The sequence below is a fragment of the Marinomonas pontica genome (genome assembly GCF_026191375.1).
GTDB classification, from domain to species: Bacteria; Pseudomonadota; Gammaproteobacteria; order Pseudomonadales; family Marinomonadaceae; genus Marinomonas; species Marinomonas pontica.
Genome location: NZ_JAODTL010000022.1, coordinates 274,420 through 295,000 on the forward strand (window position 1 = coordinate 274,420; position 20,581 = coordinate 295,000).

Genomic DNA, 20,581 nt, shown 5'->3' on the forward strand with positions numbered 1-20,581 from the left:
AATATGTTAGCCGAGGGGAATGGAAGATTTCTATTTTTCTTTGGAAGCCCAAAAAGCACAATTACAAATCACTGCAAACTTTTTCGAAGAAATTCAAAGCGCATTGCAATCTGGCCTCCAGCTAAACCAAGCCATTTCTCATTTCGCCACATCATCACCCAATCCCATGATGGCAAACACAAGCAAAGCTATTTTAAGTGAGCTAGAATCCGGCGTTGCTTTTAATGATGCGCTGCAAAGGCTGACACAAGATTCAGCCGCCCCTTATTGTCAATTACTCAATTCGCATGGCTCTCGTGAAGACTGTGAAAAAAGCCTGAGTGTTTCAATATTGCAACTCGACTCCCTACTGAATTGGTCACAAAGACTTTTAAAATCGCTGATTTACCCATTCTGTATCATGCAAATTGCCCTGATCATTTTGATCTTTAACCAAACACTTCGGCCGTCTTCTGCAGAAAACAGCCTGTTTGATTTGTCACTAAGCCTATCCATTTATGCACTGTGTTCCATGGTTCAAATAGTGTGTGTAAGAAGCTTACACCTAGGCCACGCCTGCTATTGGCTTGAAAAATACAGCGCAAATTTTCGCTTAACAAAACTGTTCTCATTATTAAGCACAACACGCAAAACGGGCATGACGTTACAGCAAGCCCTCAAAAGCATGCCTGAATATTTCCAATATCGTCCCATAAAACAGGACATTTATCGCGTCTATTACACCCTTCGTCTTGGGCAAAATTACGCCACCAGCTTTCCTTTATCATGGTTTCCAAACGAGTCTGCTATTGCTTTACATTCTGCCGAGCAGGATGGTGACATTGAAAGAGCGCTCGCTCTCGCCACCAAAGAACATGAGAAGCGCTGGAACAAGAACATCATACTGCTTGAAAAACTTATCCCTGCGGTGTGTCTTTTGCTAGCCGGCAGCGTGGTGGCCTCGGCGCTGGTATCTTTGTATGCTCCTTTGATCGAGATGCCATAAATGTATGAAGTGATTTTTATCTATCTTATTTATGCATCACTTGTTTTATCTATTGGCAGTTATTCTGCGGCTTACACAAGGCGCTGGCCAATAAGACAAACTTACCTTTGGGAGAAGGAAGCTCACCACATCCTTTCAATTCCCTTTCGTACTTCAAATCCCGAAGATGCCCAGAGCAAGCGTTCCTTCTGTGTTCATTGCCGCCACCTCTTGTCTTGGAAAGATCTTATCCCAGTATTGAGCTTTATCGCTTTAAAAGGTCGGTGTCGTTATTGTAAAAACGCTATTTCTTACCGTTATTCCATTATCGAACTCGCTCATTTAGCTTTATGCCTCCCGCTTTTAAGCAGCAATAGCAACATTTCCGAATTGCTATTACTGACCATCTTGATAAGCGCATTAATCACTGCTGGTACAGTTGATTTGGAAAATAAGCTGATTCCCGATGAATGCAGCGCCATTATATTAACCTGCGGACTGCTCCTACACCTTTTCTCATCGGCATTGTCCGACAGTGTCTTAGGCATGTTAATGGGCTACGCTCTGGTGTACTCGTTGCATTGGGCATATTTAACTTTTCGACAATGTGAAGCCATTGGTTTAGGTGATGCCAAACTCCTTGCGGCACTTGGTGCATGGCTCGGGCTTTCGAATATGACGAACTTGTTACTTTGTGCAAGTCTGGGTGGAATCCTATACACTGTTGTTTTCAAGAAAAAGGGCTCCGAACACATCACATTTGGCCCCTTTTTGATTTTTTCAGCCTTATTGATTTTTTATATATCACTATGACAGACCACACACCGATTATTGTTGGCCTAGCTGGCGGCATTGGCTCAGGAAAAAGCACTATCGCACGCTGTTTTAATCAACTGGGCATTCAAAGTGTCGATGCCGATGACGTCGCCAGACTTGTTGTTGAACCGAATTCCTATTGTCTTTCTGAAATTCAACACCACTTTGGTGACGAAATACTATTAGAAGACGGGGCCTTAAATCGACGCGCGCTACGCGATATCATTTTCAATGATCCAGCGGAAAGACGTTGGCTGGAAGCTTTAACGCACCCCGCTATCCGATCAGAAATACTCACTCAACTGAAGTCAACAACTTCTGAATACGCCTTGCTAGTTCACCCCTTATTGTTTGAAACAAAGCAAGACATACTCTGCAACTGGGTAATAGCCATTGATGTACCTCTTGAAATACAGCGTCAACGTGTAATGAGCCGAGACAAGGTAAACCAAGAAAGTGCGGAAAAAATCATAGCAACACAATTGAGCAATAAAGAACGTCTAGAGAAGGCAAATTTCATCTTGGAAAACGCTGGCAATCTTGACGAAATGAATGCTAAAGTCTTCAAATTGCACCAAAAAATTTTAGAGTCGCTACCATGTTAAATAGTAATTCGGCAGCCTTAGTCGCCTGCCCTACCTGCCAAACAAAAACGCCTTGGACGAAAGAAAATATAGATCGTCCTTTCTGTAGTGCAAGATGTAAATTGATTGATTTGGGTGCGTGGGCAAGTGAATCCTACTCCATACCTCAGCAAACCTCTGAAGAAGACGAAATTTTCTCAGCGGATCTCGTCATTGATCCAAATAAATCTTTTTTATAATTGCTAGACCTGGAACGTAATTTTTTATGGCTCAACAAGACTTTTCGAAAAAGAAAGCGCTACTCATAGAAGATATGGCTGAAGCTCGGATAATGCAGAGAAAAATGCTGACCGACTTTGGCTTTACTTCCATAGACATTGCCATGAAAGCGGAAACCGCTATTGAATTACTAAAAAACCAAACGTTTGATGTGATTTTATCGGATTACAATCTTGGCAATGGTAAAGACGGTCAACAGCTCCTTGAAGAAGTTAGGCATTCCAAACTGATACCCAATACCGCTACCTATTTAATGGTGACCGCTGAAACATCCATCGAAATGGTGATGGGTGCCATTGAATATCAGCCTGATGGCTATATTACCAAACCGTTCTCACAAGCCGTTTTACAAAGACGTCTAAGCAAACTATTAGAAACCAAAGAAAGGTTGTATAACGTCAACATTGCCCTTGATAAAGGCGATTTTGAGAGCGCCATTGCCGCTGCAAAAATTGTCATGAAGAAGTATCCATCATTGATAGGCAAATGCGAACGCATCATTGGCGAAAGCTTATTAGAGTTAAAAGAATATAAAAAAGCACTCTCGCTATTTAACAAAACACTGAAAAGTCGAAAAATGCCATGGGCTCTTTTTGGCAAAGGAAAATCTTACTTTTTGATGGGCGAGCTCGAAAAAGCAGAACAAAGCTTTCGCCAGCTGATGTTGGATAATCGATTCTTTGTCAGCGCGTACGATTGGCTGGCTAAAATTCAAGTTGTCGAAGGAAAGCTAGAAGAAGCGCAATCTACATTAATTGAAGCCATCGGCCGATCCCCAAAGAACATCTTGCGCCAAATGGAATTAGGTAAGATCAGTTTAGATCTTAATGACAGTATGACCGCTGAAATGTCTTATCGTCGCGCGGTTTTTCTCGCCAAATACTCCTGTTACAACACAGCGGATGTCTATCTTAATCATTTAGAGTCTCTCGCTAGAATTTCCGATAATGGCCCACTCTTGCCAAGACAAAAAGACAATTTTGACAGCACACTCAAAAAAATACACGAGTCGTTCTTTGATAACCCAGACAACAAGGCAAAGGCATACAGCTGCGAGATAGACGTCTACCTTGCCGACAAAGATACATTAACGGCGAAACAAATTTTTGAAGCATGGTTGAGCGAAGTTAAAAGTGGCAGTTCAACCGCTCCAACGAAACAACAAAGCGCCTCATACGCAGCGGCTTTTGGCGGTATTCAATAATGAAAAAACTCGACATCAGTACTATTTTGGCCAGTGCAATCCACGAAAGTAAAAACCAAGTAGGAACACTACTGTACCAACTACAAAGCCTGAAAGATGTCATCGGCAGCAAGGACGCTAACCAAAAGAAAATCATATTAATTGAAGAGTCATTGAAAAAGTTAAATGACGAATGGGTCGAATACCTTTATCTCTATCGCCTAGCCTCAGATGGTTATGACTTGCATGTCGACACCTTTTTATTAGACGAATTTCTCGACGATCAGGTATTTGCTTTACACCCTTCTGCATTAGCAAAAAATTTGCAATTGGAATACAGCTGTGATGCAAGTTTGACGGGCATTTTTGATGAACGACTCATGACAGCTGTCGTAAGTACTGCAGTGTATAATGCATTTCGATTCGCTAAATCGAAAATTACAATCAGCGCAAAAAAAGAAAACGAATTCTTAATCATTGCAATAGAGGACGATGGTCAGGGGTTTAAAAATACAGAAGAGGACGGCGATGAGTTCCTAGAAGGCAATACAGGTTTAGGGCTTTATTTTGCCGAATTATCGGCCAACGCACACGTGATTAACGAAAGAACAGGGTTCATAAAGAAAGAGTCCTCTCTGGCCTTGGGCGGAGCCAGTTTAACCGTATTTTTACCGCAACCAAGTAATATAGATTTACTTTACAACGTGTAATCATCCTGCGGTCACGGTTTTTAAATACTGCGTTAATAGATACCCAGCTTGCTCTATATGCCGTCTTAATAAAGCCAATGCCGCGTCTTTTTCTTTGGATTCGATTAAGGCAAGCAACTCTTGGTGTTGATCTTGGCTCGTTTCTCGATACGCTAAAGGCCCATATTGAAAACCTAAATACCGCGTCGCCTGAGCATTTAACCCTTCGACGACTCGTTGCAATGTCGGTCGATTAGCGGCGAAATACAACGCGCTATGAAACTGCCAATTCAATTCTCCACGGGTTACAAGGGACATGTTTTCTTGATCTAACTCTGCCAAAAATAGTCTTGCCTGTTCGATGTTTTCTTCACAGATGCTATCAAATGCCATGGAGAATAAGAGGCTCTCTAGCTCCGCTCTCATTAAAGAAAGATCTTCAGCTTCCTTCCAGTTTAGGTCTGGAATCATAACGCCTGCTTTACCATTTGGTACCAACCAGCCTTCCGCTTTTAAAGCAACTAACGCATCCCGAATTGGAATTCTGCTTACTCCATATCGGTATGACAAAGTTACCTGACGAAGAGGAATACCACGAGGTAACTGGTTGGTCAAAATATCTTCTTTGATTTTCTGAACAATCTCCATCGCATCTTACTCACTTACGCTTCAAGTTCGAAATCAACAGACAAATCACCCCAAACAGAATCCCCCAAAAGGCCGAAGCGATTCCGCCAAACGACACCCCAGAGACAGTCACCAAAAATGTTACTAATGCCGCCTCTCTATTGTTGTCCTCGGCCATGGCATTTTTCAGATTCATACCAATGGTTCCTAGCAACGCTATCCCAGCCAATGCCGCGATCATTGTCGAAGGAAAAATGGAAAATAATGCCACTACAGAGGTGCCAGCCAAGCCTGCGCACCAATAAAACACACCCGCAGACAAACCAGCAATGTAACGCCGTTTTGGATCTTTATGACATTCATCGCCGGAGCAAATAGCCGCAGTAATGGCTGCAAGATTAAAAGCAAAACCGCCCAACGGAGCCAACATAATTGAGGTTAATCCAGTCCAACTAATCAACGGAGAAACCGGAGTTTGATAACCACTGCTGCGCATTACAGCCACCCCCGGAATATTTTGAGATGTCATGGTGACAATATACAAAGGCACTCCGATACCAATCAAAGCCCCCAGATTCCATTCTGGCCATACCCACACAAAAGCCCCTAATTCAAATGGAATGTTTGACATAATTTGACTGCCAGAATTCGCTAAAACGAAGGCAACACCAGAAACCAACACAAACAAGACCGAATATCGTGGTACAAATCGCTTACTGATCAAATAAGTGATTAGCATAATGCCAACAAGGAAGACATCGCTCATCATAGAGTCAAAAATAGACAATCCGAATTTAAACAACACTCCCGCCAACATAGCGCAAGCCAATGGCAAAGGAACCAAACGCATTACTTTATCAAACAAGCCGGATACACCCGTCAACAAGGTCAATGCGCCAGCAAAAACAAACACACCAATGGCTTCAGAGTAATTGATTGTCCCTAAGCTGGTTGCCAGCAAAGCCGCACCAGGTGTTGACCACGCCGTAATGACTGGAGATCTATACCATAAAGACAGGAAGAAACAGGTTGCCCCCATACCCAAACCAAGTGCCATTATCCAAGACACAATAACATTGGAGTCAGCCCCTGCCGCTTGGGCAGCTTGAAAAACAATAGCAACAGAACTCGCAAAACCGATGAGCACAGCGACAAAACCAGCAACAATTGCACTCAAACTCACATCATTAACAATTCGTAGCACGGCTCAACTCCCTTCTAGAGCTTTTTAAAGAGTGCTAACTATATTTCAATTAGTGTATTTTTGTATACATTTTTTCTTAGCATCACGTCAGCATGTACCCCATCAACCCAAAAGCAAACCCCATTACCGCTCCCATTGGTGGAGCCCAGTGCTTTTCCAATACAACCTGAGGCGCGATGTCCTGAAATACCGCATACAAAATCCCACCCGAAGCAAACAACATAATGCCCGAAATAACAGAAGGCCACTCTACTAACCAAAGAAGAGCAAGCACGCCCGCAATGGGCCCTGTTAGAGCCAGTAATACAAACCATAGAATGATAATGCATGGACGATAATGCGAGGATGCCTTTAATTCTCGAAAGGCATTAAACCCTTCAGGCACGTTTTGCATAGCAATCAGTGCGGCCAATAACACACCATTAATATTACCCAATGCAAATGCAGCCCCTAAAGCCAACGATTCAGGAATAAAATCAGACAGCATTGCCACCAGTTGACTCATTGAGGTGTCGCTTTTTGATAACTGAATATCCAAAACCATAAAGGCAAACCCGCCAGTTAAGAACAAAATGGCAGCCGCCCCTGCGGAAAAATACTCAATACCCTCAGGCACAAGCACCAATGCAATTGCCGATAACAAGGCACCGCCACCAAATGCCGTAATGCCATGCATCAATTCAGCTTCCAACCAAATAGGCTTTATACGTTCATAATGGGCAATCATTGCTCCTACTGGCATTGCCAAACCGGCCAATAACGTAAGTAAAATCACACTGTACAAAGGGGTCATAATTTAGCTCTCTTGTCGATATCTCCCCATTATTAATGCCACGCATTAACTTGTCACGAACATAGTTCACATAAAAAAGGCGCCCTATTAGCGCCTTAAAAATCCAATTTTATGATACAGCTAATGAGATCACTGACCTAAATAGGCATTCAGAAACGCTTTTGTCCGCTCTTCTTTTGGTTGAGTAAAAATCACTTCTGGCTCCCCTTCTTCCACTATTGCACCTTTGTCAAAAAAGCACACTCGATCACTGATTTCGCGAGCAAAGTACATTTCATGGGTTACCAATAACATAGTAAAACTTTCTTCTTTTACAAGATTGCGTATTACATCCAACACTTCATCAACTAGCTCTGGGTCAAGCGCCGAAGTAATTTCATCAAGCAATAGAATTGATGGCTTCATCGCCAACGCTCGAGCTATGCCCACCCGCTGTTTTTGCCCACCGGATAAATCGTTAGGGTAACTGTCTGCTTTGTCTTCCAGACCAACCAATTGCAATAGCTTTTCTGCGAAAGCTTCAGCCTCGGCTCGCGGCACGCCCTTTACCCGCATGGGCGCCTCAGTAATATTTCGTTTTACTGTCATATGGGGGAACAAATTGAAATGCTGAAATACCATCCCAAGATGGTTACGCATCTTGTGCAAATGTTTATTATTTGCAGGAACATATTGCCCTTGCCAAGGCATATGCCATAAGGACTCACCAGCCACGTTAATGTAGCCACCATCAATATTTTCTAATGTCATCAAAATTCGTAGTAAAGTACTTTTTCCAGAGCCACTTGGTCCAATAATTGAGACGATTTCGTTTTCTTCTACTTTGAAATTAAAGTCACTAAAAATAATCGTCTCACCGAAGCATTTTTTTACATTTTTAAATTCAATAATGGGCGCACTCATTTCAAACTAAATCCTTCTTTTGGAAAGCGTCGTTCGACCTGATGAATACCGTAGGCCGCGACAATACTAAACACGAGATACAAAATCCCCACTAATGTAAAAGGCTCCAAATACCGGAAATTCTCAGAACCAATAATCTTTGCAATCTGTAGCATCTCCAACAATGTAATAGCAGACAATTGCGGAGTTTCTTTAAACATGGCAATAATGTAATTGCCTGTTGCAGGTATCATAGGTCGAATAGCCTGAGGCAAAACAATGTCTTTATAGGTATCAGCTAACGACAGATTCAATGCTCTTGCAGCTTCCCATTGGCCTTTTTCTATACCATCAATACCGCTACGAAACACCTCAGATAAGTACGCTCCATAGTGAAGACCCAAAGCAAACACACCGGTTGCCAGTGGGGACATACTCACACCAAATTCCGGCATCACGTAGTACAAAAAGAATATCTGTACCAATAATGGCGTGCTTCTTATAAACTCCACAACCCAATAGACGGTCGTTCGTAGCGTACGACTTTTGTGGCGGCGTAATAATGCAAACACCAGACCCATAAAAATAGCAAACAGACTGCCCAATAAGGTGGCTAATAAGGTCACTTTTGCGGCGGACAGTATCATAGGAAGCACTTCCCACGTAAACGCCCAGTCCCATTCAAATCCATTCATTAACCAATCCCTCCACGTCCTAATCCAGTACTAAGGTGACGTTCTAAGCGTCGGATAACAAACACTAAGCATTGAGCAATAACAAAATAAAACAACAAGACTACGCCGAATATTTCTCCCACCTGTAATGTGGTATCCGCTAATGATTTTGCCCGAAAAGTTAAGTCGCCAATTGTGATCAAAGACACTAGTGACGTAGCTTTGACTAGTTCGATGGCTAAATTCCCAAATGGAGGAATCATATTGACCAAAGCTTGTGGCATGATAATTCGCCACAGACGCTGGGAAGAGGTGAAGTTCAACGCTATAGATGCTTCATATTGCCCCTTAGGAACAGATTGAATGGCACCTCGTACTACTTCCGTACCATAGGCTCCGATATTTAAACCCAGAGCGACAACAGCGGCCGTCATAGCATCAATGGTGATTCCAAAAAAGGGCAATACGAAGTAAATCCAATACAATTGAATAAGGGCTGAAGTGCCTCGAAAAATTCAATGTAAACAATCGCAATTTGTTTGAAAGGAGCGGGAGCATATAAGCGAATTAAGCCAAAACCAAACGCCATCAACACGGCTAAAGGCAACGCCATTGCCACAATTTCTACTGTGACAATGGCTCCCTGGAATAATACGGAGACAATTTCTCCAAAATCCATGAGTCTAATTCTCCGGAGTTATTGACACAATTCTTTAGCAGTCATACCGCCTGGAGAGGTATGTTTACCAAAACCGTATGGTTCAACCATAGCGATATGCTCTTTGGTATCGATGAAAACCGTTAAATTTTCGTTGAACGCATCGCGCAGCGCTGTATCGGCAGGACGGAAACCAAAGCCACCATAACCTTTAACAGATTCGCCTTTGATCATAAGAGGAGTAAAAGGCTGTGCCAGTTCAACACGATCGTCTTTCTGAGCCAATGACGCCATGGTTAGACTTGTTCCAGCAAGCGCATCGATACGACCAGATTTAAGCGCAGCCACACCAGACGGGTAATCTGGTAAAGTGACGATTTTATTCATTGCAATACCAAAATCTCGTGCATAACCGTACTCAACTGAACCAGACATAACGCCCAGCTTCACATCGTTAACATCAATGCTATCGTAACCATTTAGTGCTTGAGGATTGCCGTTCTTAACAAGAAACCCTTCGCCAATACTGTATGTAGGGTTCGAAAATAGAATCTGCTTACAACGTTTTGGCGTAATGTACATACCTGCGGCGATCACATCAAAACGCCCTGCTCTTAAACCAGGAATTAAAGACCCAAACTCAGTGACAACAACATTTACATTGTCTACACCCAAGTCATTTAGAACATGGACCGCAATGCTCGGTGCTTCACCTGCTGGTTTTCCATCTGGTGTGGTGTAACCATAAGGCACTTCGTTGGCCACACCAATCGTCACAGCGCCTTCGCTTTGAATTTTATCTAGGGTGTTTGCTGATACAGAAAATGTAAGTAATGCAGCAGAAAAACTCATTAGAGATATAATAAATTTTCCAAATATCTTTTTCATAATAAACCTCATGTTCGTTAGTAAAATGGCCATCATTGCCAAAAAAAGTCTGTTTACCCTAAAGAATATTTAGATAATGATCAAGAAATATTTAGATCTGTAATCAATTTCACACCAATCCCAAGCAGACATAAAAGAAAATTCGCACACTTAAAAGGCAAAAAAACCAGTCAATCAGTGAATCCTCTAGCATAGGAGTCACTGATTGACTGGCTTTATATGAAATGCTGATTATTATTCAGAATGTTTGTCTATAGTGACCCACGCGTCCCAACCATGCCATTCTTCGTGAGCATTATTGTCTTGAATAGTGTACTTATCTGACAATCTTGCGGCCTTATACAAAACATTTATCCATGCTTTCACATTTTCTCTCCACATCATTCACGTTATCAGTCTAGAGTAGATAAAATACGCTGACTGCGGAAATACTGAATAACTAACCGTCTAATAAAAGCAAACTATACAGGTTGATCAGACGACGTATTCATTGAAATCGGCAATGAAATGTTTACGGTTAGCCCGTGTGGACGAGAGTCTTGAAAGGACATATGACCTTTGTACTTATCAATAATATTCTTAACAATCGACAATCCTAGCCCAGCCCCTTCCGCTTCACCAGATCGAAAGAAGCGCTCACTTAGCCTCTGTTTGTCCCCTTGGGTTACCCCTTTACCAGAGTCAACCACAGTTAACTCAATGCAACCTAAATTTTGTTTCCAATAAATCTGTATTGTTGAGCCATTTGGAGAAAACTTAATCGCATTGCTTATTAAGTTTTGCAGCAAAATTTCCACATGACTTGCCTCAACTAAGCAACACCAGTTTAAAGCATCATTAACATCTAGCGAAATTTCGATGTTTTTCTTCCATGCCAAAGGCAAAATTTCAGCAATCATTGCCCGTGAAATAGATAAAACATCCACCGTTTCTTTAGAGACTTCCTTCTGATGCTCCAATCGGGCCAAAGCCAATAATTGAGACACAATTCGAGTTGAACGGTCCACCCCTACAACAAGCTGATTCAGCGAATGCTCTCGTTCAAGGTCATTTTCTGCACTGGCGACATTTTGTGCATGCACTCTTAAAATACTAAGTGGAGTCCTTAACTCATGAGCAGCATCAGCAATCCAGCGTTTTTCCCTCTCCATGAGCACATCTATTTCCACTAGAAGACCGTTTAAAGCTGTTTTTACAGGTGCCAATTCTTCTGGCACATAAGCCATTTCAATTGGTTCTAACTTAGTCGGGGTAATCTTCTTAATACGCTGAGCAAGCTGTTGAAGTGGCTCAAGACCAAACCCTACGGCTGCCCATACAAGGACGGCCAAGATTGGCCAAGCTAGAACTTCTGGAAAAAGTGTTTGAAAGACAATTTGATCTGAAATTTCCCCTCTTACATCAGCTCGTTCTGCAACAATGACTTTAATATTTCCAGTTGTCTTATGTAAAGTAAATGTACGCCAATGATGATGGTCGGCCATGGCATCACCATAACCAAGAGAATCTTCTTTCTGAAGAGTTAATAACATGGAATCTGAAGCTATTTTTAATTCATCATCGCGCCAAATTTGATAAAAAATCTTGCTTTCATATTTGTGCCCAACATTAGGGTCAGTATTTGCCTGATCGATTAATAACGGCAAAATTGCATCATTACTGGAACCAAGTCGCTCAATGCTTTCAGATAAGATAAGTAGCAAACGAGCCTGCTGAGCCAATCTAGCATCAAATAACTCTTCAACTTCATGATTGGCAAATAACAAGCCGATCACCATGATAAGTACACTTGTCATGGTAAAAATACACATCACAAAAAACAGCGTTCTGCGACGAATAGAGCTTAATAATTTCTGGTTAGCCCACTTCTTGATCGACCACATAACCAATCCCTCGAATCGTTCGAACGAGCTCTGGAAACAACTTTTTACGCAAATGATGGATATGTACTTCCAAAGCATTGCTTTCGACATCATCTCCCCAGCCATACATTAGTTGCTGTAGCACGTCACGAGTAAATACATGACCCGGCTGACTAACCAACTCATGAAGCAAAGAATATTCACGTCGAGTCAAATTGACATCTTTTCCTTGATAAGTAACCTTCTGGCTCGCTGGAAACAATGTTAAGCCCTTGTAATGTATCTCACTTATTGCTCGACCATAACTACGGCGTAATAACGCTCTGGCTCTGGCTTTTAACTCAGTTACATCAAACGGTTTGACCAAATAATCATCAGCCCCTAAATCTAACCCCGACACTCTATCTTCTAAAGCATCTCGTGCGGTAAGAATCAAAACTGGGACACTATTGCTATTCGCCCGTAGCTGTTTCAAAACGGCTAAGCCATCAAGTCTTGGTAAACCTAAGTCCAATATTACTAAGTCAAATACTTCATTTGCTAACGCTTCAAGAGCATGAATTCCATCATGAAGTAAATCCACTGTATAACCTTCTCGTTTCATGGCCGTAACAAGGCCATCTGCCAATGAAAGGTCATCCTCTACTACCAATATTCGCAAACCTATTCCTTCTTTCATAAGTTTGCCAAGGTGGATTTCAATATGCTATCAAATTGCATAAAATCCATTTCCCCTTGGCGAACATCTTTCAAGTCACCATTTGAGGAAAAGAATAACAGAGTTGGAGGCCCAAATACGCCATATTTAGATAAGAATTCTTGTTGCTGCGACGTATTATCCGTGAGATCCAATTGAAGAAATGACACCTTATTTGTATAGGCTTTTAAATCTTGATTGCTGAAAACGTTTTTTTCCATTTCTAAACAGGCGGTACACCAATCAGCATACATATCTAAAACAACGACTTTGCCATTCAATTTTGCTTGCTGCATGGCACTTTTAAGCGTTTCAACATCTTTGATTCGATCAAATAAAGGCTGTTCTTCAGTCACCATACCTGCATTCGATCCTGAAGAAACATATCCTAACGGCTTTTCTAGACTAGGCTTACCCGCTAATCCAGAGCTGAAAACCGCTACGCCATAAAGTAATAGAGCAAAAGCGATCCCCTGTCTGGTTTTTCCCCAACCATTACTGCTAGATTCGAAAGGAGCCAAATGAATAGCGTAGACAATAATCAGCAAGGCCCATAAATACACACTCACAGTTTCAGACACGATGCGAGAGACAAGAACTACCGCCACACCCAGCAGAATCACACCAAATGCCGCTTTTACCTGCATCATCCACATACCGGCTTTTGGAAGAAACTTGCCGCCCCCTAACCCAACCAATAACAGTGGGACCCCCATCCCCAAACTCATGACAAACAACACACTGCCGCCAAGAACAGCATCACCCGTTGTACTAATATAAATTAACGCACCAGCCAATGGCGCGGAAACGCAAGGCGAAACTATCAATGCCGAAACAGCCCCCATAATACCGACACCCAAATAAGGTCCACCGACACTTCGTTGGCTTAATTTATCCAAACGGTCGCGCAGAAACATGGGGAGCTGTAATTCGTAGAAGCCAAACATAGACAAAGATAAGAGAACAAATAAGGCACTAAACCCGATCAAGACACCGGGTGCTTGAAACAATGCTTGAAGATTAAGCTGAGCGCCAAAAATCCCTACTAATACGCCTGCCAAACTATAAGAAAATGACATCCCTAGAACATAAGATAAAGATAAGAAAAAACCTTTTTGGCGGTAATATTTCCAGCCTGCCCAGCAATGATACCCGCTAAAATTGGAATCATCGGCAACACACAAGGCGTAAAAGTCAGCCCTAAACCAAGAATGAAAAAGGTAATAAGCACCCAAAACCGATCCCCATTTAGCAAAAGCTTAACTAATTGCCCTTCTTCACCATAATTAGATGCTTTGCTTGACACCTTTGCAGTGTCTTTTGATATTGGTAATGAAGTTGAGTCGGACTTTAATTTAGTATTCACCACCTCATCAAAATTAACTACTTTTGTCTGTGGCGGATAACACAACCCCGCTGCTGCACAGCCTTGATAAGTAATTTTAAGATTACCTAACTGATCTTTTGGCTGATCAACAGCAATCGTCATATGATCATGAAAAACATTAACCAAGCCAAAATTTGGGTCATCTTTTTCTTCCGCCGTGGTTAAAAAATGAAACGGAATGGAAACGGATTTATCTTCCGCTAACGACACCTTCACCCGTGACTCATATAAATAATATCCGTCGGCTATATCCCAAAGAACTTGCTTTTTAGGAACATCCACATGAACTTGAAAGGCTTCAGAAGGCTTTAAAAAGCACTATCCGCCATAGCTGGAATTGCTATCAATATGGCTAATAATGACGCCATAAACCATTTAAACTGCCGATAGGATAGGATTGTAGTCATCACTAAATATTCCTTAATGTGCGTAGATTGACACACTATAGACACCTAACCTTAAGCAATCCTTACGTAAAATTTTTTCAGGCTTAATTTTCCCTTAAGAATGCATCACTACTATTTCCAATATACCTTTTACTTGGAAGTGCGCCATGATCAAACATTCTAAACCTATTCTAGCCGCGGCTATTTCCAGCTGCCTTCTTATCTCCAGTTCATTGTGGGCGACGGATATCACTCCGTTAGCCTCTGCAAAAGCAGCACCACATCAGACCGTTAAGCTGCCTGAGTATCAAACCAATCAGAACGTTTCTTTAGATATGGAAAAAGGCAAAGTCATTCTTGTTGACTTCTGGGCTTCCTGGTGTGGGCCATGTCGAGAATCATTTCCATGGATGACAAGCATGCAAGCTAAATACAAAGATCAGGGGCTTAAGGTTATTGCCATTAACTTAGATCAAGAGAAAGACCAAGCTCTGGATTTCTTAGATGAGTTTAAACCTGGCTTTAGCGTGTTATTTGATAGCCAAGCGGAACTACCAGAAGATTTTGGCGTTATTGGCATGCCGACAAGCTTTTTAATTGACCGTCAAGGAAACATACGCGCAACACATATTGGCTTTCATCAGAAAAATATTGATGAATACGAGTCCGCTATTGCCAAGCTATTAGCAGAAAAAGAGGAATAAATTATGCGAAGAATAATCCACATAGTCGGCTTACTCGCCTTACCTATTATTGTATCCGGATGCAGTGATCTGGGCGTTAAGCCTTGGGAAAGAGATGTTTTAGCACAACAAGAAATGAACCTTATTAGCGATCCTCTCGAAAGCAGTTTAGATGATCACATTTATTTCAGTAAAGAAGCCAGCAGTGGCGGGAAAGGATTTGGAGGTGGTGGCTGTGGCTGTAACTAAGAAAACTCATAAAAATCGCGAATTGGCTCAATTATTAACCGCGGCTAGCTGCGCCTTAATTAGCGGCTTATCGCAAGGGGTTAATGCTGCTGACAGCTGGGATGTAGACTCAGCTTTTCTACTCTATTCAGAAAGCGATGGTCGTGTCTCTGCCGCCGAGCCAGTTATTAGCGCCACCAAGAACTTTGATGAAGAAACTAAGCTCACTTTCAAGATTGCAGCAGATACCTTAACAGGAGCGTCACCAAACGGCGCTACCGCCAGTGATCATGTACAAACTTTTACCAGCCCTTCAGGTAAAGGTTCGTACAATGCCGCAGCGGGCGAACAACCACTTGATGACACCTTCAAAGATACTCGTATCGCACTTTCTACTAATTGGGCAGCCCCTATTAATCGAGATTGGGCCTACGGAGTCGGTGGTTACCTTTCTAAAGAGCATGATTATCAATCACTTGGGCTAAATGGCAGCTTGTCTCGCTATTTGAACCAAAAGAATACAACTCTTACTCTAGGGTTAAATCTATCTAACGATACTGTCAACCCTGAAGGCGGTGTACCAACAGGTCTAGTGCAAGTTCCTTTAAGCAACTCAGACAGCGAGTTCACACAGCGTAGTGATTCTGAAAACAAAAACTTGGTCGATGCTGTATTTGGTGTCACTCAAGTGATCAATCGCAGCACTATAATGCAATTCAACTATGCACTCAGTACCAGTTCAGGCTACCTAACAGACCCTTATAAAATATTGTCCGTTATAGATGATAATGCAGGCGCAAATTTTGGAGGAAATTTCCAGAGTGGTGGTAGAGACTTATATCTATACGAAAAACGCCCAGACTCACGTCTAAAACAAAGTATCTATTGGCAAACAAAACACCAATTCGAAAATGACAATATACTGGATGTAAGTTATCGCTACATGTTTGATGATTGGGGCGTTAACTCTCACACTATCGATGCTAAATATCGCTTCCGCTTTGATAATCAATACCTAGAACCCCAACTTCGTTGGTACACTCAAAGCAAGGCCGATTTCTATCATAGATATTTAAACTCGAGTGATTACTCTTCGGCTGATTTTGCCAGTGCAGATTATCGTTTAGGTGACCTAGATACATATACGTTAGGCCTAAAATACGGATATAAATTTGCTGATGAAACCGAGTTTTACACTCGCTTATCTCTCTATCATCAAGAAAGTTCTGGCGATAAAGGTTATGGCAAACTAACAACACAGGAATTGTATCCAGGTTTAGATGCGGCTATGTTGATCGTTGGATATAAATTTTAGGTTTACATCTCCCCTCTATTCAAGGGAATAGAGGGGATGTTCATAATACAGAGAAGCCATGAATTTACTTGAAGAATTACCAATAGATACATCGTTAAACCCATCAAACCACCCCAATCCAAGCCTATGGCAAGTGAATGAAAATTCCTATCAAGTTCAGTTTGAATGCATGGCAAGTGATTGCTCTATATTGATTGAATGTAAACAAATTGATTTAGTCAAAGCCGCAGCAAACAGTGCCGTCATTGAAGCTTGGCGTATTGAGCATAAATTCAGCCGCTACCAAACAGATAACACATTTGCAGAAATTCATTCGAAGACAGACATCATTCAAACCTTAGATGATGAGACCACCCAATTAATGATTTTCGCCGATCATGCCTACCATGCCTCACAAGGTCTTTTTGATATTACATCCGGCATCCTAAGAAGAGGATGGCATTTCGATGGTAGCAACAACTTACCTGAAACAAGCACCATAAAAGAATTACTAACCAACGTTGGCTGGGCAAAATTAGGTTGGGATCCTAGCAATCCAAACCAACTGACACTTCCAAAGGGTATGGAACTCGACTTTGGAGGCATAGGAAAAGAGTATGCCGTTGATAAAATGCTTTTGGTTATCCGCAAAATCCTTTCACAGACAACGTCAGCTATCTTAGTTAACTGTGGTGGTGACTTAGCCTGTAGCGGCAAAAGATTAAATGGTGAAAGTTGGAAAGTTGGTATAGAAGCAGTAAACGACCAAACAAAAGCAAAACATATTGTCGCCTTATCTTCTGGCGCCCTTGCAACCTCAGGTGACAGCCGTCGCTTTTTATTAAAAGATGGCATCCGCTATTCTCATATCTTAAACCCTATCACTGGATGGGCAATAACAGACGCTCCAAGAAGTGTTACCGTTGCAGCTCCCACCTGCATCAATGCAGGCATAATATCGACACTAGCCCTTTTACAAGGCACTGAAGCTGAAAACTTCCTCTCATCTTTAAACATGCCACATTGGCTATCTCGCTAACACATCACTTTCAAAGATAAACCTCTTGCGGGACAAACATCGGCGATGGTGATTCCCTATAGCGAAAAAACCCTACCCTGCTTAGCAGGATAGGGTTTCTTTAATTAAATCTTGATAACGACCTACTCTCACATGGGATCTCCCACACTACCATCGGCGATGGCGCTTTTCACTTCTGAGTTCGGGATGGGATCAGGTGGTTCAACGCCTCTATGATCATCAAGAAAACTGGTTTGTTTTATTAGCAATCGTCTAATAAAACCAAATTTTCAATTGCCTAATTACTTATTAGGACTTCTAAATATAAAGCTTGACGACAAGCTAGTATCACATGCTTATCTGTCAAAAATAGACCCACACCATCGGGTAAATCTATTTCTTAAATATAAAGCTTGACGACGACCTACTCTCACATGGGATCTCCCACACTACCATCGGCGATGGCGCTTTTCACTTCTGAGTTCGGGATGGGATCAGGTGGTTCAACGCCTCTATGACCGTCAAGCAATTCGTTTTGCGTTTGTTCTGAGCTGCACTGTGTTGTGCGCTGACCTTTTAAGGTTAGCTTGACTCAAAACACGCGAATACGTGCTTGGATCTTTAACAATTCATTTTGAAATAGTGATAACCAAGTATCAAACCGATGCTCATCATTGCTGATGTTGTATCGTAATCTGTGTCTTTGTCATTTTGATGATCTTGAGCTTTCACTCTTCTCATCACGACCTCCATGGATGGAGGAAGTGCTGGGATTGTCAGGAACAATCTCCAGTAAAACCACTTTGGTGTTATATGGTCAAGCCTCACGAGCAATTAGTATTGGTTAGCTCAATGCCTCACAGCACTTACACACCCAACCTATCAACGTCCTAGTCTCGAACGGCTCTTTAGGGGACTTATGTCCCAGTGAGATCTTATCTTAAGGGAGGCTTCCCGCTTAGATGCTTTCAGCGGTTATCCCGTCCGAACATAGCTACCCGGCAATGCCACTGGCGTGACAACCGGAACACCAGAGGTTCGTCCACTCCGGTCCTCTCGTACTAGGAGCAGCTCCTCTCAAATCTCAAACGTCCACGGCAGATAGGGACCGAACTGTCTCACGACGTTCTAAACCCAGCTCGCGTACCACTTTAAATGGCGAACAGCCATACCCTTGGGACCGGCTTCAGCCCCAGGATGTGATGAGCCGACATCGAGGTGCCAAACACCGCCGTCGATGTGAACTCTTGGGCGGTATCAGCCTGTTATCCCCGGAGTACCTTTTATCCGTTGAGCGATGGCCCTTCCATACAGAACCACCGGATCACTAAGACCTACTTTCGTACCTGCTCGACGTGTCTGTCTCGCAGTTAAGCGTGCTTTTGCCTTTACACTCTATGCATGATTTCCGACCATGCTGAGCACACCTTCGTGCTCCTCCGTTACTCTTTGGGAGGAGACCGCCCCAGTCAAACTACCCACCACACAGTGTCCTCGATCCGGATTACGGACCTGAGTTAGAACCTCAAACATACCAGGGTGGTATTTCAAGAGTGGCTCCATGCAAACTGGCGTCTGCACTTCAAAGCCTCCCACCTATCCTACACAAGTAGGTTCAAAGTTCACTGTGAAGCTATAGTAAAGGTTCACGGGGTCTTTCCGTCTAGCCGCGGATACACAGCATCTTCACTGCGATTTCAATTTCACTGAGTCTCGGGTGGAGACAGTGTGGCCATCGTTACGCCATTCGTGCAGGTCGGAACTTACCCGACAAGGAATTTCGCTACCTTAGGACCGTTATAGTTACGGCCGCCGTTTACTTGGGCTTCGATCAAGAGCTTCGCTTGCGCTAACCCCATCAATTAACCTTCAAGCACCGGGCAGGCGTCACACCCTATACGTCCACTTTCGTGTTTGCAGAGTGCTGTGTTTTTAATAAACAGTCGCAGCCACCTGGTATCTTCGACCGACTAGTGCTTACGGAGCAAGTCCTTCACACCGGCCGGCGTACCTTCTCCCGAAGTTACGGTACCATTTTGCCTAGTTCCTTCACCCGAGTTCTCTCAAGCGCCTTGGTATTCTCTACCTGACCACCTGTGTCGGTTTGGGGTACGGTTCCTGCATATCTGAAGCTTAGAAGTTTTTCCTGGAAGCATGGCATCAACCACTTCGCCCAAAAGAGGGCTCGTCATCAGTTCTCGGTCTTAAAAGGGCCCGGATTTGCCTAAGCCCTAAACCTACCGCCTTAAACACAGACAACCATCGCTGTGCTGGCCTAGCCTTCTCCGTCTCTCCATCGCAATATGCACGAGTACAGGAATATTAACCTGTTTCCCATCGACTACGCATTTCTGCCTCGCCTTAGGGGCCGACTCACCCTGCCCTGATTAACATGGGACAGGAAACCTTGGTCTTCCGGCGGGGGAGTTTTTCACTCCCCTTATCGTTACTCATGTCAACATTCGCACTTCTGATACCTCCAGCCTGCCTTACAGCTTGACCTTCAACGGCTTACAGAACGCTCCTCTACCATGCCTAGTAAACTAAGCATCCGTAGCTTCGGTGGCCAGTTTGAGCCCCGTTATATCTTCCGCGCAGGCCGACTCGACTAGTGAGCTATTACGCTTTCTTTAAAGGATGGCTGCTTCTAAGCCAACCTCCTAGCTGTCTAAGCCTTCCCACATCGTTTCCCACTTAACTGGCACTTTGGGACCTTAGCTGACGGTCTGGGTTGTTTCCCTTTCCACGACGGACGTTAGCACCCGCCGTGTGTCTCCCGTAATTG

At 42.9% G+C, this 20,581-nt stretch carries 21 protein-coding genes, 3 rRNA genes and 1 pseudogene (1 of these 25 cut by a window edge); 10 read left to right on the forward strand and 15 right to left on the reverse strand.

Features of this window, described 5'->3' with window-relative positions; all coding sequences use genetic code 11:
• Window positions 1–19 precede the first annotated feature (19 nt).
• From N5P32_RS04460 to N5P32_RS04485, 6 genes are read left to right on the forward strand one after another with little or no spacing between them, the layout of a single operon-like run.
• The gene (locus tag N5P32_RS04460) at window positions 20–985 is read left to right on the forward strand and encodes a type II secretion system F family protein (protein ID WP_265727954.1); all 966 of its coding nucleotides are present in this window, start codon (window positions 20–22) and stop codon (window positions 983–985) included.
• Window positions 986–1,777 carry a prepilin peptidase gene (locus N5P32_RS04465; protein WP_265727955.1) on the forward strand — a complete coding sequence of 264 codons (792 nt, stop codon included), beginning with the start codon at window positions 986–988 and terminating at the stop codon, window positions 1,775–1,777.
• Entirely contained in the window at window positions 1,774–2,385 is a 612-nt protein-coding gene (gene coaE / locus N5P32_RS04470) for a dephospho-CoA kinase (RefSeq protein ID WP_265727956.1), read from the forward strand. Before N5P32_RS04465 ends, coaE begins: the two co-directional genes overlap by 4 nt.
• Entirely contained in the window at window positions 2,379–2,603 is a 225-nt protein-coding gene (locus N5P32_RS04475; protein ID WP_265727957.1) for a DNA gyrase inhibitor YacG, read from the forward strand. The genes coaE and N5P32_RS04475 overlap by 7 nt, the downstream gene beginning before the upstream one ends.
• 26 nt (window positions 2,604–2,629) lie before the next feature.
• Window positions 2,630–3,847 carry a tetratricopeptide repeat-containing response regulator gene (locus N5P32_RS04480; protein WP_265727958.1) on the forward strand — a complete coding sequence of 406 codons (1,218 nt, stop codon included), beginning with the start codon at window positions 2,630–2,632 and terminating at the stop codon, window positions 3,845–3,847.
• Window positions 3,847–4,536 carry a sensor histidine kinase gene (locus N5P32_RS04485; RefSeq protein ID WP_265727959.1) on the forward strand — a complete coding sequence of 230 codons (690 nt, stop codon included), beginning with the start codon at window positions 3,847–3,849 and terminating at the stop codon, window positions 4,534–4,536. Before N5P32_RS04480 ends, N5P32_RS04485 begins: the two co-directional genes overlap by 1 nt.
• On the opposite strand, the gene N5P32_RS04490 is transcribed toward N5P32_RS04485, so the two are convergent.
• The 12 genes and pseudogenes from N5P32_RS04490 to dsbD form a co-directional block, all read right to left on the reverse strand.
• Window positions 4,537–5,163 carry a GntR family transcriptional regulator gene (locus N5P32_RS04490; protein ID WP_265727960.1) on the reverse strand — a complete coding sequence of 209 codons (627 nt, stop codon included), beginning with the start codon at window positions 5,161–5,163 and terminating at the stop codon, window positions 4,537–4,539. It lies immediately after the preceding gene.
• Window positions 5,164–5,173: 10 nt separating this feature from the next.
• A complete protein-coding gene (locus N5P32_RS04495; RefSeq protein WP_265727961.1) occupies window positions 5,174–6,346 on the reverse strand; it encodes a benzoate/H(+) symporter BenE family transporter in 1,173 nt (390 codons plus the stop codon).
• 82 nt (window positions 6,347–6,428) lie between these two features.
• Entirely contained in the window at window positions 6,429–7,139 is a 711-nt protein-coding gene (locus N5P32_RS04500; RefSeq protein WP_265727962.1) for a ZIP family metal transporter, read from the reverse strand.
• Between the two features lie 129 nt (window positions 7,140–7,268).
• Window positions 7,269–8,042 (reverse strand): ectoine/hydroxyectoine ABC transporter ATP-binding protein EhuA, encoded by a 774-nt coding sequence (gene ehuA / locus N5P32_RS04505; protein WP_322783824.1) that lies wholly within the window; start codon window positions 8,040–8,042, stop codon window positions 7,269–7,271.
• Window positions 8,039–8,716, reverse strand: coding sequence for an ectoine/hydroxyectoine ABC transporter permease subunit EhuD (gene ehuD / locus N5P32_RS04510; protein ID WP_265727963.1), 678 nt, complete (start codon window positions 8,714–8,716; stop codon window positions 8,039–8,041). The genes ehuA and ehuD overlap by 4 nt, the downstream gene beginning before the upstream one ends.
• Window positions 8,716–9,159: an amino acid ABC transporter permease gene (locus N5P32_RS04515; RefSeq protein WP_265727964.1), complete on the reverse strand. Its 444-nt coding sequence runs from the start codon at window positions 9,157–9,159 to the stop codon at window positions 8,716–8,718. The genes ehuD and N5P32_RS04515 overlap by 1 nt, the downstream gene beginning before the upstream one ends.
• Window positions 9,126–9,374 (reverse strand): hypothetical protein, encoded by a 249-nt coding sequence (locus N5P32_RS04520; RefSeq protein WP_265727965.1) that lies wholly within the window; start codon window positions 9,372–9,374, stop codon window positions 9,126–9,128. The genes N5P32_RS04515 and N5P32_RS04520 overlap by 34 nt, the downstream gene beginning before the upstream one ends.
• 18 nt (window positions 9,375–9,392) lie before the next feature.
• Complete coding sequence (gene ehuB / locus N5P32_RS04525) at window positions 9,393–10,241, reverse strand: ectoine/hydroxyectoine ABC transporter substrate-binding protein EhuB (protein WP_265727966.1); 849 nt, start codon at window positions 10,239–10,241, stop codon at window positions 9,393–9,395.
• 234 nt (window positions 10,242–10,475) lie between these two features.
• Window positions 10,476–10,607 carry a hypothetical protein gene (locus N5P32_RS04530; RefSeq protein ID WP_265727967.1) on the reverse strand — a complete coding sequence of 44 codons (132 nt, stop codon included), beginning with the start codon at window positions 10,605–10,607 and terminating at the stop codon, window positions 10,476–10,478.
• 95 nt (window positions 10,608–10,702) lie between these two features.
• Window positions 10,703–12,124, reverse strand: a complete 1,422-nt coding sequence (locus N5P32_RS04535) for an ATP-binding protein (protein WP_265727968.1) — start codon at window positions 12,122–12,124, stop codon at window positions 10,703–10,705.
• Window positions 12,099–12,764: a response regulator gene (locus N5P32_RS04540; RefSeq protein ID WP_265727999.1), complete on the reverse strand. Its 666-nt coding sequence runs from the start codon at window positions 12,762–12,764 to the stop codon at window positions 12,099–12,101. Before N5P32_RS04540 ends, N5P32_RS04535 begins: the two co-directional genes overlap by 26 nt.
• Window positions 12,765–12,778: 14 nt before the next feature.
• Window positions 12,779–14,469 (reverse strand): annotated as a pseudogene (dsbD, locus tag N5P32_RS04545) (protein-disulfide reductase DsbD).
• A 271-nt stretch (window positions 14,470–14,740) separates the two neighbouring features.
• Here dsbD and N5P32_RS04555 point away from each other — a divergent pair.
• Genes N5P32_RS04555 through N5P32_RS04570 form a run of 4 tightly spaced genes read left to right on the forward strand, consistent with a single transcriptional unit; the run spans window position 14,741 to window position 17,817 of the window.
• Window positions 14,741–15,277, forward strand: coding sequence for a TlpA disulfide reductase family protein (locus N5P32_RS04555; protein WP_265727971.1), 537 nt, complete (start codon window positions 14,741–14,743; stop codon window positions 15,275–15,277).
• A 3-nt stretch (window positions 15,278–15,280) separates the two neighbouring features.
• A complete protein-coding gene (locus N5P32_RS04560) occupies window positions 15,281–15,505 on the forward strand; it encodes a DUF4266 domain-containing protein (RefSeq protein WP_265727972.1) in 225 nt (74 codons plus the stop codon).
• The gene (locus N5P32_RS04565) at window positions 15,492–16,799 is read left to right on the forward strand and encodes a DUF3570 domain-containing protein (protein ID WP_265727973.1); all 1,308 of its coding nucleotides are present in this window, start codon (window positions 15,492–15,494) and stop codon (window positions 16,797–16,799) included. The genes N5P32_RS04560 and N5P32_RS04565 overlap by 14 nt, the downstream gene beginning before the upstream one ends.
• Before the next feature lie 58 nt (window positions 16,800–16,857).
• Window positions 16,858–17,817 carry an FAD:protein FMN transferase gene (locus N5P32_RS04570; protein ID WP_265727974.1) on the forward strand — a complete coding sequence of 320 codons (960 nt, stop codon included), beginning with the start codon at window positions 16,858–16,860 and terminating at the stop codon, window positions 17,815–17,817.
• Window positions 17,818–17,926: 109 nt separating this feature from the next.
• Here N5P32_RS04570 and rrf (N5P32_RS04575) read toward each other — a convergent pair.
• From rrf (N5P32_RS04575) to N5P32_RS04585, 3 genes are all read right to left on the reverse strand, one after another.
• Window positions 17,927–18,041 (reverse strand): 5S ribosomal RNA (rrf, locus tag N5P32_RS04575).
• A 166-nt stretch (window positions 18,042–18,207) separates the two neighbouring features.
• A 5S ribosomal RNA gene (rrf, locus tag N5P32_RS04580) occupies window positions 18,208–18,322 on the reverse strand.
• Between the two features lie 287 nt (window positions 18,323–18,609).
• Window positions 18,610–20,581 (reverse strand): 23S ribosomal RNA (locus N5P32_RS04585); it runs 918 nt beyond the window's last position.